14 protein-coding genes and 1 pseudogene are annotated in these 15,959 nt (G+C 55.6%); 8 read left to right on the top strand and 7 right to left on the bottom strand.

Features of this window, described 5'->3' with window-relative positions; translation table 11 throughout:
* Window positions 1-8 precede the first annotated feature (8 nt).
* Window positions 9-740, bottom strand: coding sequence for a cytochrome-c oxidase, cbb3-type subunit II (gene ccoO / locus RHSP_RS26500; RefSeq protein WP_004125901.1), 732 nt, complete (start codon window positions 738-740; stop codon window positions 9-11).
* Window positions 741-747: 7 nt separating this feature from the next.
* A complete protein-coding gene (gene ccoN, locus RHSP_RS26495) occupies window positions 748-2,364 on the bottom strand; it encodes a cytochrome-c oxidase, cbb3-type subunit I (protein WP_004125900.1) in 1,617 nt (538 codons plus the stop codon).
* Between the two features lie 344 nt (window positions 2,365-2,708).
* Between ccoN and RHSP_RS26490 the strand changes: the two genes are divergently transcribed.
* The 7 genes and pseudogenes from RHSP_RS26490 (at window position 2,709) to RHSP_RS26465 (ending at window position 9,352) form a co-directional block, all read left to right on the top strand.
* Window positions 2,709-3,152 carry a pseudoazurin gene (locus RHSP_RS26490; RefSeq protein WP_004125898.1) on the top strand — a complete coding sequence of 148 codons (444 nt, stop codon included), beginning with the start codon at window positions 2,709-2,711 and terminating at the stop codon, window positions 3,150-3,152.
* A gap of 23 nt (window positions 3,153-3,175) precedes the next feature.
* The gene (locus RHSP_RS26485; RefSeq protein WP_004125896.1) at window positions 3,176-4,528 is read left to right on the top strand and encodes an STM4012 family radical SAM protein; all 1,353 of its coding nucleotides are present in this window, start codon (window positions 3,176-3,178) and stop codon (window positions 4,526-4,528) included.
* Window positions 4,525-5,493, top strand: a complete 969-nt coding sequence (locus RHSP_RS26480) for a class I SAM-dependent methyltransferase (protein WP_004125894.1) — start codon at window positions 4,525-4,527, stop codon at window positions 5,491-5,493. Before RHSP_RS26485 ends, RHSP_RS26480 begins: the two co-directional genes overlap by 4 nt.
* A gap of 92 nt (window positions 5,494-5,585) precedes the next feature.
* Window positions 5,586-6,044: pseudogene (locus tag RHSP_RS36105) on the top strand (MFS transporter); the annotation flags it as partial.
* Window positions 6,045-6,195: 151 nt separating this feature from the next.
* Entirely contained in the window at window positions 6,196-6,564 is a 369-nt protein-coding gene (locus RHSP_RS35735; RefSeq protein WP_240535516.1) for an MFS transporter, read from the top strand.
* Between the two features lie 549 nt (window positions 6,565-7,113).
* Complete coding sequence (locus tag RHSP_RS26470) at window positions 7,114-7,806, top strand: carbonic anhydrase (protein ID WP_004125890.1); 693 nt, start codon at window positions 7,114-7,116, stop codon at window positions 7,804-7,806.
* Window positions 7,807-7,810: 4 nt separating this feature from the next.
* The gene (locus RHSP_RS26465) at window positions 7,811-9,352 is read left to right on the top strand and encodes a SulP family inorganic anion transporter (RefSeq protein ID WP_004125887.1); all 1,542 of its coding nucleotides are present in this window, start codon (window positions 7,811-7,813) and stop codon (window positions 9,350-9,352) included.
* A 465-nt stretch (window positions 9,353-9,817) separates the two neighbouring features.
* Here RHSP_RS26465 and RHSP_RS26460 read toward each other — a convergent pair whose 3' ends face one another.
* The 5 genes from RHSP_RS26460 to RHSP_RS26440 form a co-directional block, all read right to left on the bottom strand.
* Window positions 9,818-11,257 (bottom strand): amino acid permease, encoded by a 1,440-nt coding sequence (locus tag RHSP_RS26460; RefSeq protein WP_004125885.1) that lies wholly within the window; start codon window positions 11,255-11,257, stop codon window positions 9,818-9,820.
* Window positions 11,258-11,431: 174 nt separating this feature from the next.
* A complete protein-coding gene (locus RHSP_RS26455) occupies window positions 11,432-12,640 on the bottom strand; it encodes a beta-ketoacyl-[acyl-carrier-protein] synthase family protein (protein ID WP_004125883.1) in 1,209 nt (402 codons plus the stop codon).
* The gene (locus RHSP_RS26450) at window positions 12,641-12,922 is read right to left on the bottom strand and encodes an acyl carrier protein (RefSeq protein ID WP_004125878.1); all 282 of its coding nucleotides are present in this window, start codon (window positions 12,920-12,922) and stop codon (window positions 12,641-12,643) included.
* A 95-nt stretch (window positions 12,923-13,017) separates the two neighbouring features.
* Entirely contained in the window at window positions 13,018-14,943 is a 1,926-nt protein-coding gene (locus RHSP_RS26445; protein ID WP_004125873.1) for an acyltransferase family protein, read from the bottom strand.
* A gap of 172 nt (window positions 14,944-15,115) precedes the next feature.
* A complete protein-coding gene (locus tag RHSP_RS26440) occupies window positions 15,116-15,706 on the bottom strand; it encodes a NodA family N-acyltransferase (RefSeq protein WP_004125869.1) in 591 nt (196 codons plus the stop codon).
* Window positions 15,707-15,810: 104 nt separating this feature from the next.
* On the opposite strand from RHSP_RS26440, the gene RHSP_RS34885 reads away from it, so the two are divergent.
* A partial coding sequence (locus RHSP_RS34885; RefSeq protein WP_476705486.1) for a transposase occupies window positions 15,811-15,959 on the top strand: 149 nt, incomplete at its 3' end.

Below are 15,959 nucleotides of genomic sequence, written 5' to 3'. Positions count from 1 at the left end.
GAGGCACCTCAGCGATAGCCGGTGGCATCGTCGTAAGTCGAGAAATCAACCAGCGTTCCGAGCATTTGCAGATATGCGACGAGCGCGTCCACCTCGGTCAGCCTGGCGGCATCGCCATCGAAATCGCCGACCTTCGCTTTCGGATATCGCGCCAGCAGATCCGTCGTATTTGCGTTTGGATCGGCTTGCGCCCGCATGTCGGCTTCCGCATTCGCCAGCATGTCTTGGCTATAGGGTACGCCGACATCCTCGTTCGCCTTGAGATCCATGCCGATATCCTTAACCGTGACCTCCCTCTCCTTGAGAAAGGCGTAAGTAGGCATGATCGACTCCGGCACCACCTCGCGCGGGTTGGACAGATGCTGGACGTGCCACTCATTGGAATAACGACCGCCGACACGCGCCAGATCCGGTCCCGTGCGCTTCGAGCCCCACTGGAACGGATGGTCATACATGGACTCGGCGGCGAGCGAATAATGGCCGTAACGCTCCACTTCGTCGCGGAACGGTCGGATCATCTGGCTATGGCAGAGATAGCAGCCTTCGCGGATGTAGATATTGCGCCCGGCCAGCTCGAGAGGCGTGTACGGGCGCATGCCTTCCACCTTCTCGATCGTGTTCTGGAGATAGAACAGCGGCGCGATCTCGACGATGCCGCCAATGCTGACCACCAACAGCGACCCGACAAGCAGAAGGGTAGCATTTTTCTCGATGATCTGGTGTTTGGCGAGTATTGACATGTTTCTCTCACTCGGCGGCCTTGGCGATGAAAGCGCTGGGGATCGCGGCTTCGTCGCGCTGGCGGCCCCGGATGGTCATTGCGACGTTCCAGGCCATGATCACTCCCCCTGCCAGATAGAGAGCACCACCGACGGCGCGCAGAAGATAATAGGGGAACATCGCAGCCACGGTCTCTGCGAAGGAATAGACGAGGAAACCCTGACTATTGTATTCGCGCCACATCAGGCCTTGCTGGATGCCGGCGACCCACAGCACCGCGGCGTAGATAACGATGCCCAGCGTGGCGAGCCAGAAATGCCAGTTGACCATACGGAGGCTGTAAAGCCGCTCGCGCCCCCAGAGCTTTGGCGTCAGGTAGTAGATGGCGCCGAACGTGATCATGCCGACCCAGCCGAGCGCGCCGGAATGAACGTGACCGATGGTCCATTCGGTATAGTGACTGAGCGAGTTGACCGTCTTGACCGACATCATCGGGCCTTCGAAGGTCGACATGCCATAAAAGGCGATCGCGACGATCATCATGCGGATGATCGGGTCGGTACGGATCTTGTCCCAGGCGCCCGAAAGAGTCATCAGACCGTTGATCATGCCGCCCCAGGAAGGCATCCACAGCATCACCGAGAAGACCATGCCCAAAGTCTGCGCCCAATCGGGCAATGCCGTGTAATGCAGATGATGCGGACCAGCCCAGATGTACATGAAGATCAGGGCCCAGAAATGGATGATCGACAGGCGATAGGAATAGATTGGGCGGTTCGCCTGCTTCGGTACGAAATAGTACATCATGCCAAGGAAGCCGGCGGTCAGGAAAAAGCCGACGGCGTTGTGGCCGTACCACCATTGTGTCAGGGCACCCTGCACGCCCGAAAATAGCGAATAGCTCTTTGAGCCAAGGAAAGACACCGGCATCGCGAGATTGTTGACGACATGCAGCACGGCGATGGTGACGATGAAACTCAGATAGAACCAGTTCGCGACATAGATGTGCGGCTCCTTGCGCTTCAGGATCGTTCCCAAAAAGGTGACAAGATAGGCGACCCAGACAATGGTGAGCCAGATGTCGACATACCATTCGGGCTCGGCATATTCGCGAGCCTGCGTGATCCCGAGAACATAGCCGGTCGCGGCCATGACGATGAAAAGTTGATATCCCCAGAACACGAACCAACCGAGATTGCCGCCGAAGAGCCGGGCTCGGCAGGTGCGCTGGACGACGTAAAAGGAGGTCATTATCAACCCGTTGCCGCCGAAGGCGAAGATGACGGCAGAGGTATGAAGTGGGCGCAAGCGACCAAAATTGAAATACGGCGCGACGTTCAGATCCGGATAGGCAAGTTGCAGGGCGATCACGACACCGATCAGGAAGCCGATCACCCCCCAAAAGACGGTGGCAATCAATCCATAGCGGATGACCTCGTCAAAATAGGCTCCGTTTTTGGGTTTGGCGCTCACTGTCACGGGGGAAAAATCAATTCGCCGCAGAAGCAGTACCGTGCCCGCTAGCAAACAGAAGAACAGTATCCCCATGTGGGTTGCAAAAAGCTGGTCATGAGCGACCCCCGCGCCGACCAGTGCCAAAAAAGCCCCGACCGCAACCAGCATGGTTTCAGCGGTGTAATTCATGTCATGCTTCCCGATGTACAGACGACCACGCCAAAGGCGGCCGCCTTTCTCGCCACTTTTGGGAACTATTCGCACGTGACGGGCACTCAGTCCTTGATCTCTCTCAACGAACGCCGCGATTTTGTTTGATGATCACCTGATTGCATCCAACTGCGCTTTGATCACCCGCGGATGAGGCGCCCCTCGAGTGCCGCAGCGACTTCGTCCGCGCGCGGATGGACACCGGCGCGCGGGCTTGACGTAGAAATTGATCAAAGATTGCTCGATCTCAAGGAATGTCAGCCCGTTCGCGCCTAAAGCTTCGGGCGGACAATTAATCGGGCTATCGCGAAAGGAGATCAGAAATGGGTTTGAAAATCTGTCCGATCGTCGCAACGGCGATGCTGACCGCATCAGCGATGCCACTGATGGCGGCGGACCACCAAATCCGGATGTTGAACAGGGGCACGGACGGCGCAATGGTTTTTGAGCCAGGTTTCACGAAGATCGCACCAGGCGACACGGTGACGTTTATTCCGGTTGATAAGGGACACAATGTCGAAACGTTCAAAGGTTTGATCCCAAAAGGCGCACCGGAGTTCAAATCTAAAGCGAACGAGGAATATCGCGCAAAACTCGATATGCCCGGGGCCTATGTGGTGAAATGCACGCCGCATATGAGCTTGGGCATGGTGGCCCTCATTCAAGTTGGCGACAGCCCCACCAATCTCGATGCCATCAAGACTGCAACCGTTCCAAATCTCGTGCGCAAGCGCCTTGACGCCGACCTCGCGCAGATTGCCGAATAGTGCCGGCCGCAGGAGAAAGGAGCATGCAATCATTTGCAAATTCCTTGAGGGAAGCCATCGGCAAAGGCGACCTCAAGGCGTATGTATACAGCTACCCCCCAAAACGGACATATAAAGAGCTTGAAAACATTCGATTGAGCGATGTGTGGGATTCAAACGACCAGGCGCCGGTAGCGTTATACATACATGTGCCATTTTGCCGATATAGGTGCACCTATTGCACGCTCTTTCTGACCACGCGGCACACGGAGGATCTTATTCGACGTTATGTCGAAAAGATCTGCTGGCAGATAAGCCTTTATGCAACATTTGCCGGTCACAGATCTGTCGCATCGGTCTATATCGGCGGCGGAACCCCAACTCTCCTGCCCATCGATCGGCTGGCCCAGATTTTCTCTTCCGTTCGAGATGGCTTTCCAAATATCGACCGTTCGACCGAGGTGTGCGTCGAAGGATCTCCCGACACTGTGTCGGGGGAACTGCTGGATTTTTTGAAGAACCAAGGCGTGAACCGGATCAGCATGGGAATCCAAACGATGGATTCCGTCGAACTGAGAGCGTCCGGCCGCCCATATCAGGTTTCTGTGTCGATTTCGTCCATTGAAGCAGTTCGCAAGCGTTTCGATAACTTCAATCTCGACTTGATCTACGGCCTCTTCCGTCAAACGCCGGAAAGTTGGAAGCGCTCGCTGGAGCAGATTTTGTCCTTTCGGCCAACAACCGTTTCGCTTTATCCGGCGATCAGCCGGCCGCTCACTGCTATGCAAAAGCAGCAGCGATCTCGACCGCAAGAATATGTGGAAGACCGCCTCAAATATGAGATCTACGACAGCAATGTCGATTTTATGCAGGACAATGAGTATCGACAGGAATCTTTCACCCGTTTTACCTGCCTTCCAGAAGGCACCAGCGCCTACGGCCAGGAAACCTCTGACTTCCTCGGTGTTCCGATGATAGGCATCGGAGCAGGCGCGCGAAGTTATAACGGGAAATATCACTACAGCCTCGACTATGCCGTCGCGCTGAAGAATGTCGGCAAAGCCATCGACGATTATATACATCTCGAGATGACTAGTCGGAATTTGCTGAAATACGGAGTTATATTAGACGAATCCGAAGAACGGTTGAGATATTTTATACTTAACCTTACGCTCAACCAGCTTTCAGAAGCAGATTATTCACGACGATTCGGACGGGACCTCCGCGCCGATTTTTTGGAGGTGATAGATGCTCTGGAAGTCGAAGGCTGCATCGATTTGCGGGGCGATGGCGCCATTGCTCTGACCCGGAAAGGTTACAAGTACAGCAACCTGATAGCGCATCATCTCTTCTCGGACCACGTGAAAATCCGTGAAGAAAGGTACGTTCCTAAATGAAAAACAGCGAGCGGTTTTGGGAACGAGGCTATTCGGATCCCAACGTCTGGACGATGGGCGGGCCAAGCGTCGAAGTCTATGAGATAGAACAGCAACTGCCAAGAAACGCAATGGTCGTCGACCTAGGATGCGGCGAAGGCAGGAACGCTCTCTTTCTTGCATTCAGGGGGCATGCGGTAACTGCATTGGAACCGTCATCGAGCGCGGTCAGAAAACTGCGATCGGTTGCAGACGAACATTCGTTGAATATCGATGTGATCGAAGGGAGAATCGAGGATTTCGTCCCTGATGAGAGATACGACCTGGCTTTGGCACACTCGTCGTTGCACTTTGTGACCAAGGATGTGTGGGTTCCGTTGATCAACGAGTTGAGACAACGGACCAACGAGGGTGGATTTCACAATTTTACATCGATCATCGGGACTTCCCGGTATCCGGTCCCGTACGAGTGCCGGCACGCGAATTCATTTGATCGGGGCGATCTCGACTCACTCTATGCAGACTGGCAGGTACTACGCTCTGATTTTTACGCGAAATGGGATTCCCATCCCGGGATTGCGACGCATGTCCACGCCGTAGAAAAGTTCCTCTCTAGAAAGGCAGGACCCGACGGCCCTTTGCCATTCACCAAAGTCGACCTGTCGAACAGCGACGCTCTGCCTGGCGATTTGTTCGAAAAGATCCCGCTCGGGATCCACGTTGAGGACCTCAGACTGTTATGCAACCGGCCGACGACGGTCAATCGGATCGAAATGCCCGGACTGAACCTTACCTCGCCAATCGAACTGACCCGCGGCTATGCTGTTGAAGAGTGGTTCTTTGGCAAGCATGCGCTTCAATTCACGCAAGGCGTGCTGACGGGCAAGTACGAGTACTTTACGCAGCCGATCTCGTTGCAAACTGTTCCCAGGGCGTCCAATCGGTATGAGGCAGGAGCCCATCTCGGCCCGCAAAAAACTGATTGAAGTCAGGGCATACGAGGACTGATGAGAGCATCGGGCAGAGCTGGTGGAAAAGAGACCGCGCAAGCGCCGGCCAATCCAGCGCAGTTGGCGGTATGAATCGAATTCTCGTACTCACTACTGCTGTGTTTATCACCGGATTGGCCGAGAACGTTTTCATCGGGGTGCTGCCGAATGTAGCCGGCAGCCTTGGAGTAGGCGAGTCCGAAGCAAGTATCCTCATTTCAGTGTTCTCGGTCACCTACGCGTTCTTCGCGCCGATAGCTACACTGATTTCCTATCGCTTCGATGTAAAACCGACGCTCCTCGCGGCCATGTCAATCTTTGCAGGGAGCAATGTGCCGGTTGTGATCGGTGGATCGGGGCTGCTCCCAATAAGCGCCTCGAGGATCATCACGGCTATGGCTTGCGCGCAGATATCGGTATGCGCCGTCGGTTGTGCAGTTCAGATCGTCTCGGAAAGATATCGAGCTCGTGCCATAGCCTCCGTGTACCTTGGAATAAGCGGCTCGCTTTTTTTGGGGGTACCTCTGGGCGTGTGGATTACACATTTGATTGGTTGGCGCCGCCGTAGGCCTTGCAATGATTGGCCTATCTGTCGTCGCTATATGGCTTGTAATCGTCGTGCTACCGAATGTCGGGTCGCCGAGCAAGCGCTCGCCTTTTGGCAAACTGTATCTAGCTCATTTCCGGGATCGCAATCAGATGATGGCGCAGCGTGTTTCTATTTTGTTCATTGCAGGTCATTTCACCCTCTTCAGTTATTTGACCTCTTACGCCGCGAGCAAGGGGTTCTTCGGGCCACACTGGGAGGCCTTTCTTTACGCCGTTTTCGGGTCGTCGGGCATGGCGGGGGGCGTGCTGGCCGGTATTCTTTCTGACCTCGCAGGTCGTCGGCTCGCGCTGGTCGCGAGCCCTGCAATCTATCTCGTCACAACGTTGCTGCTATGCGTGTCAGAAAGCAGCATCTTTTTTTCGCCAGCCTTTCAATTTGGGGATGCGCGAGCTGGTCGATTTCGCCGATCGTCCAGAGCGATATTGCGGATCTCGGCCGAAGCCCGAGCGACATTATAATCGGTGCGAATGTCACCGCAATGCACGTGGGCGTTGCCGGCGGTACCGTAGTCGGCGGCAGGCTTATTGCAAATTATGACTTGTCGGTGCTGCCGATCGGGGCGGCAGGCCTAGCTGCGATGGCTTTGGCCGCGGCGATCTTGTCGGTCAGAACCTCGCATTGATACTGCGGTGCTGGTCCGTAGTCGCGCGCCCCTACTCGTCGTTATTCTTACGAGCGGGCGTAGAACCATGGCTCCCAGACTCGGCATTGCGCCTCAATCCGAGCAAGCAAGGAACTATGAAGTTCTAAAATTTTGCATTGCAGCATCACATTGATCTGGGGACCTACGATCAAGCGCTCGCGCTCACTGGATGTCTGGAATGACTACAGCGACAAGCTGTCGTCAATGACTGAGCATGCTCGTATTAGTGCGAAATAAACGAGGCGATCGACGTCTTGGCATCCTCTTTGCGTATCACACTTCCATCTCGCAGTTGCGAAATGATTGCGGATTCCGACGATCGCGCGCGCCCTGCTTCCATCCACCCCGACAATGAGGACTTGCTATGGGTGATCTACTAAAAGGAATCTCGAACTTCCGCGGTGCCGTGTTCCCGAACTACCAGGCACTTTACCGCAAGCTTGCGCAAGAGGGACAGCAGCCGCACGCCTTGATGATTTCGTGCGCCGACAGTCGAGTCTTGCCCGAAACCATTACCCAGTCAGGACCAGGTGAGCTGTTCGTATGCCGCAATGCCGGAAATATCGTTCCACCATTTTCAACCGCAAACGGTGGCGTTTCGTCAGCAATAGAATATGCCGTCGTAGCTCTCGCGGTTCGAGACATCATCGTTTGTGGCCATTCCGATTGTGGCGCGATGAAAGGGCTATGCCGTCCCGAATTGCTAAAGTCCATGCCCAACGTCGCCGCTTGGCTAAAGCATGGTTACGCTGCGCATTCGATCGTTTGCCAAGCCTATCCGGCCGACCTTTCCGAACGTCAAAAGGTCCGCGCTATCGCTATGGAGAACGTCATTGTTCAGCTTGACCACCTGCGCACACATCCTTCCGTTGCAGCAAGGCTTGCGACCAATGACATGACGCTGCACGGGTGGTTTTTCGATATCGAAACGGGAGAGGTGGAGGTTTACGACGGGTCGGCCGCCCGCTTCACAAAGATACGCGAGGACGGGCCGTTACCGGTCGCCGTTACCGGTCGCGATCGGCCGCAAGTCCTAGCCGCAGTTGCAGCGGAGTAGTGCCATGACCAATAACAGCTTCGCTTTTTCGCGCGATTTCGCCTCGTCGCTTGTCGTCTTTTTCGTTGCTATCCCGCTTTGCCTTGGAATTGCAGTTGCCTCTGGCGTGCCTGTTGCCATGGGCCTGATATCAGGCATCGTCGGCGGCATTGTCGTGGGCTTGCTGGCGGGTTCGCCCCTGCAAGTATCGGGCCCTGCCGCTGGTCTGGCGGTCATCGTCTTCGGCTTTGTCGAACAATATGGAGTGGCCATGCTCGGGCCGGTCCTGATCGTTGCTGGGCTTTTGCAGATCCTTGCCGCGTTCCTGAAGATCGGATCATGGTTTCGGGCAATCTCGCCCGCTGTCGTTCACGGTATGCTCGCCGGTATCGGCATTCTGATCATCCTCGGACAAATACACGTTTTGATGGGGGCCAAACCGGCTGCGGGGGGCATTGAAAACGTCGTGGCGATGGAACGAACATTCGGACATCTTTGGGGAGGCGGCATGACGAGCGAATCCGTCGACTTGCTTATAGGGCTGATTTCCTTGCTCGCGATGATCGGCTGGGAAAAATTCAGGCCCAACCGGCTGAGGCTGGTCCCGAGTGCGCTGGTAGGCGTTGCCATCGGAACTACATTAACGGCTGCATTGCGGCTACCGATTGCCAGGGTCGAGGTTCCTGCATCTCTAGCAAACAGCATTTCATTGCCGACAGTGGAAAGTTTCGCGAATATGGCTCAGCCTGGAATCGTCGTCACATCGCTGGTGATTGCGGTCATCGCCAGTGCGGAATCATTGCTGTCGTCTGCGGCTGTCGACCGGATGCATGACGGCGCCAGCACACGCTTCAACAAGGAGCTTTTTGCACAAGGTATTGGCAACGGGCTCTGCGGACTGCTCGGTGGTCTGCCGATCACTGGTGTTATCGTACGCTCCTCGGCAAATATCCAAGCCGGGGCGCGTACACGGGCATCGGCTGTCCTGCATGGCGTCTGGATTCTTGGCCTTACGGTGTTGCTGCCGCAATTGCTTTCCATGGTGCCGCTGACGGCCCTGGCCGCAATACTGCTCGTGACGGGTTGGCGGCTGATCAGCCTTCATCACGTGCGCGATCTCTTCGATCATCATGGTTGGCTTCCCGTGGGCATCTGGATTGCGACTGTTGCGATGGTCGTACTGCAAGACCTGCTCGTGGGTGTTGCTCTAGGTTTGACGCTCTCGATTTTCGAGATCCTTCCTTATCTGCGGCGCAAGCTTGCTATCGATCGAATGGAAGATGCTGAGACGGTTCATCTGACGCTTGGTGGCGTTGCGACTTGCAGGGATGTTCCCGCGCTCCTTAATACTTTGGAATCGCTTCCAGCTGGTTGCACAGTCCGGATCGCCAGCAGCGATTTGCACTATGTGGACCATATCTGCGCAGAGACCTTACGCGACTGGCTTAAGCGGCAGAAAAAATTAGGTCGCACGGTCGATATTCAGCATCCACCCGCCGGCCGCCATCCGCGGCTGGTGCCAATCTTCAAGCGATTGACCGCCGAGACCGCCGACCCGACAGGATAAGTGGCAGGGACTGCTGAACAGCGGATGGGCGAAGACATTCTCAGCCATCCGGACCTTCTGCCGTGATCAACCGCCTCGCAAATTATAATTTAGAGAACCTTGCATGTTTCTCCTTAGATTTTGAGGTCCGTCCGCTGGCCAGCTTAAAAGGAGCGACCGTCGTGTCTGGCTTCGAAATGGCGTGCTGAACGTCGCATTGTTAGGCCGGCCCGCGGTTCGTTTTTGAGCCTTTGCAAGATAGCGAAGGAACAGCTCCGGTGCTTGATTGGCAGCCGGCCGTGTGGTGTTTCTGACAATTCGTGGTTCTTCCTACAAACTCGCCAATACGAACCAGGAACCCGGTGGCGCATCTGCCACTTTCTTGAGTTACACGAGCAGGTCTTCGGAAAAGGCGATCAGGGGACGACGCATCGGCAGCATGGCGCACTGGCGTCTCGCAGCTTCTTATCCGGCGGAAACTCTTCATCATATTTGATCAAGACCATTTACGCCCTCGCCGGGCAATCGCGAGCGCCGTGCCTTTTTGACTACTACATAGGCGATTGCGAGCAATACGAACCACAGCGGCGTAACCTTCAAGGCGATAGCCGTGTCCGGCTTCTGCGCCAAAGCCCACAAGATAAAGGTGAAGAAGCCGAAGACCATCGCGACAGCGGCACGTCCGCCGGGCATTTTGAAGGTCGATTTTTCGTGTAAGTCAGGCCGCTTGCGGCGATATTGCAGGTAAGATGCAAGGATGATCGACCAAATAAAGATGATAAGCACTGCAGAAACCGTCGTGACGATCGTGAAAGCCTCGATGACATTGTCTCCGGAATAAAGCAGGCCGATCCCCGCCAGCAGAAAGACGCACGAGAAGAACAAGGCATTTACCGGGACCTTCCTTCGGTTCAACTTGCCGAATAAGCCCGGCGCCAGCCGGAGGGTCGCAAGTCCGTAGACCATGCGCGATGTTGAATATATGCCTGAGTTGGCACTTGATGCCGCCGAGGTCAGTACGACGAAATTCACCACATGGGCGGCAATACCGAGGCCGGCAAGCGAAAACATAGCGACAAAGGGGCTCGAATTCGGATCGACTTGATTCCATGGAATGACCGTGAGGATGACGAACAGGGCACCGAGATAGAAGAGTGCCACACGGACCGGAATCGAGTTGATTGCCTTCGGCAGGTTGCGGGTCGAGTCTTTGGTCTCTGCCGCGGTCATTCCAACGAGTTCGATACCCGCAAAGGCAAACACAGCAATTTGGAAACCGGCAACGAAGCCGTGGAAGCCGTTCGGAAAGAAGCCGCCATGCAGCCATAGATGCGAGACCGATGCCCTGCTTCCATCGGGCAGTGTGAGGCCTGTGGAAAGCATGTAAGCACCGGTAACGATAAGCGACACGATGGTGACGATCTTGATGAGCGCAAACCAGAATTCGATTTCACCGAAATTGCGTACGGTCGGCAGGTTGAGGGCGAGAAGCGTGAATATAAGACCAAGCGCCGGTATCCAGAGCGCCATATCTGGGATCCAAAATGACACGTAGCTGGAGACGGCCACGACGTCGGCCACCCCGGTCACAATCCAGGAGAGCCAGTAGGTCCAGCCGGTGAAAAATTGCGCCCAGGGGCCGAGATAATCCCCGGCGAAATCCGCAAACGAACGATAGTCCGGATTGGATAGCAGGATTTCTCCAAGCGCACGCATGACGAAGAACAGCATGAAGCCGATGATCGCATAGACGAGCAAAATCGAGGGCCCGGCGAGCGAAATGGTCTTTCCTGATCCCATGAAAAGACCGGTTCCAATTGCGCCTCCGATGGCTATAAGCTGGAGGTGCCGGTTGGACAGATGACGTGCAAGATGATCATCCTCTTTTCGATGAGAATCTACGGAGTTCCGTGGTGCTACATTCATTGACTACCTCTCGTCCTTCATGATCGACGCGCCGATGATCGGCCAAACCTCACGGGCGCCAGCAGACAACATCATCCAAGTCAGAGAGCCACTGGCACAGCTCGCGCCAAGACGACTAAGATCCGACGTTCAGCACGGAATCATTAACAGGCAAGGCGAGGAAAACGCCCGGTTCTATACCCGCTTGAATGCCACGACGGCATTCGTGCCACCCATGGCGAAGGCGTTGCTCAGCGCTACGTGTACCTTCCGCTCGCGCGGCACATTGGGAGTAAAGTCGAGATCGCAAGCGGGATCCGGCTCGCGGTGATTGGCGGTCGGCGGCACGACGCCCTCGCGCAGAGCCATCACACAGGCGATCATCTCGAGCGCGCTCGACGCGCCGAGGCAATGCCCATGCACGGATTTGGTTGAAGAGACGGACATTGAGTGGGCATGATGCCGGAAGACACGTTTGATCGCTTCAGTTTCGATCTGATCGTTGGCTCTGGTACCAGTGCCATGCGCATTTACATAATCCACGTCCTCAGCATTCAGCTCAGCATCTAAAAGGCAGGCTCGCATCGCTGCCACTGGCCCTTCGACGGAAGGCGCAACGATGTCGAACGCATCGGCGGAATGACCAGCGCCGGCGATTTCAGCAAGAATTGGGGCACCGCGCCGTGCGGCATGTTGATAGCTTTCCAATACCGCGATGGCCGCACCCTCGCCTAATACCACGCCTCTTCTGTCGGCCGAGAAGGGGCGGCAGGTATCGGGTGCAAGTATACGCAGTGCTTCCCAAGACTTCAGCACGCCCCACACAAGCGGGGCATCGCTGCCGCCAGCAAGCATGACGTCGGCGCGGCCAGGTCTAATCTGATCCACCGCCGAGGCGATGGCATGGTTGGCCGAGGCACAGGCTGACGTGACGCCGAAAACCGGCCCCCTCAAGCCAAGGCTCATGCTGACGTGAGCGGCGGCAGCACTCGGCATAACCTTGGGTGCAGTAAGGATGGCAGCCCGGCGAGCGCCATCTAAAAGAAGAGCACGATAGTTTGCTTCGACCGCTTCCCAGCCGCAGACGCCGACACCTACTGTCGCACCGATGCGATAGGTATTTCCTTCGTCGATGGAGAGTTCGGCATGTCTTGCGGCTTCGCGTGCGGCAATCACGGCAAGCAAGCTGAAGCGGTCCATTGAATTGGATTGCTTCGAATTTAGGCCATGCTCCGGTAGCGTCTTGATCTCGGCGCCGATCATGCCCTTCAACTCGTGAAGTTCTGAATTGGCAATTGGGCCGATAGCTGAACGCCCTTCGCGCATTGCGTCCCAGATGGAGGCGTGGTTGGTTCCGAGCCCGCATAGGCCGCCTATTCCAGTGATAACGACGCGCCTGTCCATTCAAGCCTCCCTTGCTATCAAAGCGCGGACGGCTTCAATGAGATCGCCAACACTTTTAAGATTTGCCCAAGCTTCGGCGGTGTTAAACTCGATGCCGATGTCATAGGCTTGCTCTAGATCCCAGAGGATATCCGCCAGTGTTATCGAATCGATATCGAGCGAGCTCAGTTCGGTCTCAGTCGTTATTTCGTCGTCGCTCAAGGAGGGATCTTTGTCGGTGCCGTGCGCAGCAGCGTTTTTCTTGATCATGGCGATGACGTTATCTGCGATTTGATCTGGCATATTGTCTCCTATCGATTTTTGTTACGACGCATAGGTGGCACCAGGGCGCCTGCCTCTTCCCTCGAAATGGAAGGAGTGCATTGGCCAAACACGCTCTAACGAGCGGCCCTGATCAGCCTCTCAGCAAGATTTGTCTGGCGAGCGATGATCTCAGATCCTTCATAGGAAAGGTGACCGCTATCTCGGTAAAGGAATTTGCCGTCAATCTCGGTTTTGCATGTTGTGCCGTCGCAGAGAAAGTCGTGGTAGGAAACGACTTCTACGTCGGCCTTGAGCGCCACTTCGTTTAACAGCTCGAGGGTACGGGCGCGTCTGCGACGGTATTCACTGACATCTATTTTGCAGTCGCTGTAGCGCCCAAGCATAATGCTTCCCCTCGCCTTCCTCTCCAGGCAATCGCCAATGTCGAAGTTTCCGACTGGCGGAGGAGCAACCACAACCACGCGCTTGCCTAACGCGCGAACACCTTCGACGAGGGCCTTAATCCCCTCAATGGTTATATATTGCGAGACCTTGGCATCGGTGAAAGTCTCACCGTTCCTCTTAAGCACCATATATTCATTCGATACAGGCGTATCGAAAGGGCTTGAAATAGCCACCGTACTGATCTCCGGCCGATTTTTCAAAACGGCCAAAACACGGTCATTGAAGTCAATGCAATCCTCGCCGAAGGCACGAGAAAAGGGTGACGCTAACTCCTTTGAAACCGCAGCAACGCCGATGGCCGGGAAGCATCCGCTCATTGTGAGCTGAGCTAGTCCGCCTTCGCCGATTGTTTTGGCTAAGCCGGGAACCAGCGCCATGGCAAATGAATCGCCCCAGACCAGCAATTCTGGTCTGTTTGTGGTCTGGCAGCTCTTGGGGACGTCCTGAGGAGGCGGACCGGGTTTGAAATCACACGCTCTCGCGAGACCGTAGTTGATCCGCCGGATGGTGGCAAAATCAAACTTGTTCTCGGTTGTGGCTATGGCAACGGAGGGCGAGAAGGCGAGAAGGACCGATGCGGCCGCCAATCCTGAGACCAGCCGGAGACGAGACATGACGTACCCCCGTCGGAATGGCTCCTCCACGAACGAGTAAAGCGCCCAGCTTCCAACAAATGAGAAAGCAACGGCCGCATAGATCGCAAGCGCCGGAGGCTCCGCCAGCCAAACAGCTCTCATATAGACAAGCACGGGCCAGTGGATCAAATAGAGCGAGTAAGAGATGTCGCCAATCCTCGCCATGCCTCGCACGACAATGTTGTCCCGGGTGCGCGCAAGCAGGAAGGTCAGAGTTGCCAAGCAAATCAAAGCGGCATCCACGACTGGATGAGCGAAACCCATCGGGGCAAGGAGGAGAAGCGCGAGTGCTGGGAAACGTAACTTCACAAGCACGGCAGACACCACTGGCATCGTTGGAAGCAATGCGCCAAGTGAACCAATGGACATTTCCCAAGATCGGGTCGGCAGAAGATAAAACACAGCAGATGGGTTCTGGGCGACCAGATAAAAACATAGCGCAAGGCTAGCGACAAGGAACGCCGCTATTCCGATGAGCCACCATCTCCTCGGCGCCAAAGCCAAGAAGAGAGGCAGCAGCAGGTAGTACTGTTCTTCGACGGAGAGCGACCAAAAATGCAGGAGGGGCATCGTTTCGGCGGCGGGGCCGAAATAGTCCACTTGGTACCAAGGAACGATGTTACTGGAAAATGTGAGGGCCCCTATGACCTGATTGCGGAACTCCTGCAGCCCCACGTCCGAAAGCAAAAACGGCGAGGCGACCGTCGTAAGCGCAATGACGATGTAGGCCGCCGGCAATAGACGCTTCGCACGTCGGTAATAGAACTCCGAAAAGCTGAAGCGCGATTGCTCAAGCTGCGTCCGGACCAGCTTGGTGATCAGAAAGCCGGAAATTACGAAAAATACGTCAACGCCAAGATAGCCAGCTGTAAACGGCCCAATACGTGCATGATAGAGGACGACCAGCAAAACAGCCAAGCCACGCAACGCTTGGATATCGGTTCGAATTTCACGCGGCATTGGAGGGACCTGATGTAATTCTCTACTAATTAGATTCGCGATCGTTTGGCCGCAGGGTGGCTTTTAGGTTTCCCCAAGCAAGCCCGCGCTTGGATCAACTCTGATGTTGACCATGAACGCGCTGCTGCCTAGGTGCACTCGACGTATGCGGCGCATTGGCAACCCAGAAGCGTCATAGCTCCGGTCCATTGCGATCGATCATCGAACCAGAAGGCCAATCGGACATTGATCGTCCAATCGGTAGAACGACGACAAGTGCGTCATCGATGCGTGTGGGCGGCTTATCGAGGCGCGGCTCTTGTAAGGTGGACCGCACGCGAACGTGCGGAAAAACCGTCACAGGACCGTAACGGCCGAACCTCCGGATATGTCTTTGCAACTCCGGCCGAACCGTGCCGAATGCAAACGGAACGGCGAGATCCTGGAGTGTTGGAAGCATGGCTCGGATTGAATGGCTTATTCCGAGTCTTTCAAGATCGGTGCGTATCCCGTACAATCCCAACTCAGCCACCGGCAGGTCTATTCCGTCAACTTTAATGAAGCGGCGTAGCAGTCCCAGATGAGCGGCGATCCCGTCAACGTCATAGCCGATGAGGCGAAGTTCGGGTCTCGCTCCGGCCCAGCTTCGACTTCCCTCGAATGGTTTTGCATTAAAGGCCCCGGTTGGTCCATAGGTCGCTCGAAAGAACTTGGCGAGTTCGACATGATCGGCGAGTTCCAGCTCGTTTTCCCAGCATAGTCTCCACCGCATTTGAGAGCACATGCAAAGATCTCCTCTTCCGAGTGTTTTTTGAAGCAGCTGTGCGATGAAAGGTGAACCGCGCCGGGTTTGCCGGAGGCTCCAACTCGTGAGAAAGTGGAGCCGATATGAGCAAGACGACCAACAAATTTTCACCTGAAGTTCGTGACCGAGCCATCCGCATGGTTTTGGACCATGAGGCCGAGCATCCATCCCGGTGGGCGGCAGTTTCATCCATAGCCGCCAAGATTGGCTGCTCGGCACATACGCTGCATGA

This window comes from Rhizobium freirei PRF 81, assembly GCF_000359745.1.
In the GTDB taxonomy this organism is placed as follows: Bacteria; Pseudomonadota; Alphaproteobacteria; order Rhizobiales; family Rhizobiaceae; genus Rhizobium; species Rhizobium freirei.
Note: the sequence above shows the minus strand (reverse complement) of the source record. Positions and strands in the feature narration are given on the sequence as shown.

What these genes read in the sequence shown, in the direction of transcription:
- RHSP_RS26445 (WP_004125873.1), bottom strand. Translation starts at nt 14,943, where the DNA reads ATGCCGCGTGAAATTCGAACCGATATCCAAGCGTTGCGTGGCTTGGCT.
- RHSP_RS26465 (WP_004125887.1), top strand. Translation starts at nt 7,811, where the DNA reads ATGACCAATAACAGCTTCGCTTTTTCGCGCGATTTCGCCTCGTCGCTT.
- RHSP_RS26490 (WP_004125898.1), top strand. Translation starts at nt 2,709, where the DNA reads ATGGGTTTGAAAATCTGTCCGATCGTCGCAACGGCGATGCTGACCGCA.
- RHSP_RS26450 (WP_004125878.1), bottom strand. Translation starts at nt 12,922, where the DNA reads ATGCCAGATCAAATCGCAGATAACGTCATCGCCATGATCAAGAAAAAC.
- RHSP_RS26460 (WP_004125885.1), bottom strand. Translation starts at nt 11,257, where the DNA reads ATGAATGTAGCACCACGGAACTCCGTAGATTCTCATCGAAAAGAGGAT.
- ccoO (WP_004125901.1), bottom strand. Translation starts at nt 740, where the DNA reads ATGTCAATACTCGCCAAACACCAGATCATCGAGAAAAATGCTACCCTT.
- RHSP_RS26470 (WP_004125890.1), top strand. Translation starts at nt 7,114, where the DNA reads ATGGGTGATCTACTAAAAGGAATCTCGAACTTCCGCGGTGCCGTGTTC.
- ccoN (WP_004125900.1), bottom strand. Translation starts at nt 2,364, where the DNA reads ATGAATTACACCGCTGAAACCATGCTGGTTGCGGTCGGGGCTTTTTTG.
- RHSP_RS26440 (WP_004125869.1), bottom strand. Translation starts at nt 15,706, where the DNA reads ATGTGCTCTCAAATGCGGTGGAGACTATGCTGGGAAAACGAGCTGGAA.
- RHSP_RS26480 (WP_004125894.1), top strand. Translation starts at nt 4,525, where the DNA reads ATGAAAAACAGCGAGCGGTTTTGGGAACGAGGCTATTCGGATCCCAAC.
- RHSP_RS26485 (WP_004125896.1), top strand. Translation starts at nt 3,176, where the DNA reads ATGCAATCATTTGCAAATTCCTTGAGGGAAGCCATCGGCAAAGGCGAC.
- RHSP_RS26455 (WP_004125883.1), bottom strand. Translation starts at nt 12,640, where the DNA reads ATGGACAGGCGCGTCGTTATCACTGGAATAGGCGGCCTATGCGGGCTC.
- RHSP_RS35735 (WP_240535516.1), top strand. Translation starts at nt 6,196, where the DNA reads ATGATGGCGCAGCGTGTTTCTATTTTGTTCATTGCAGGTCATTTCACC.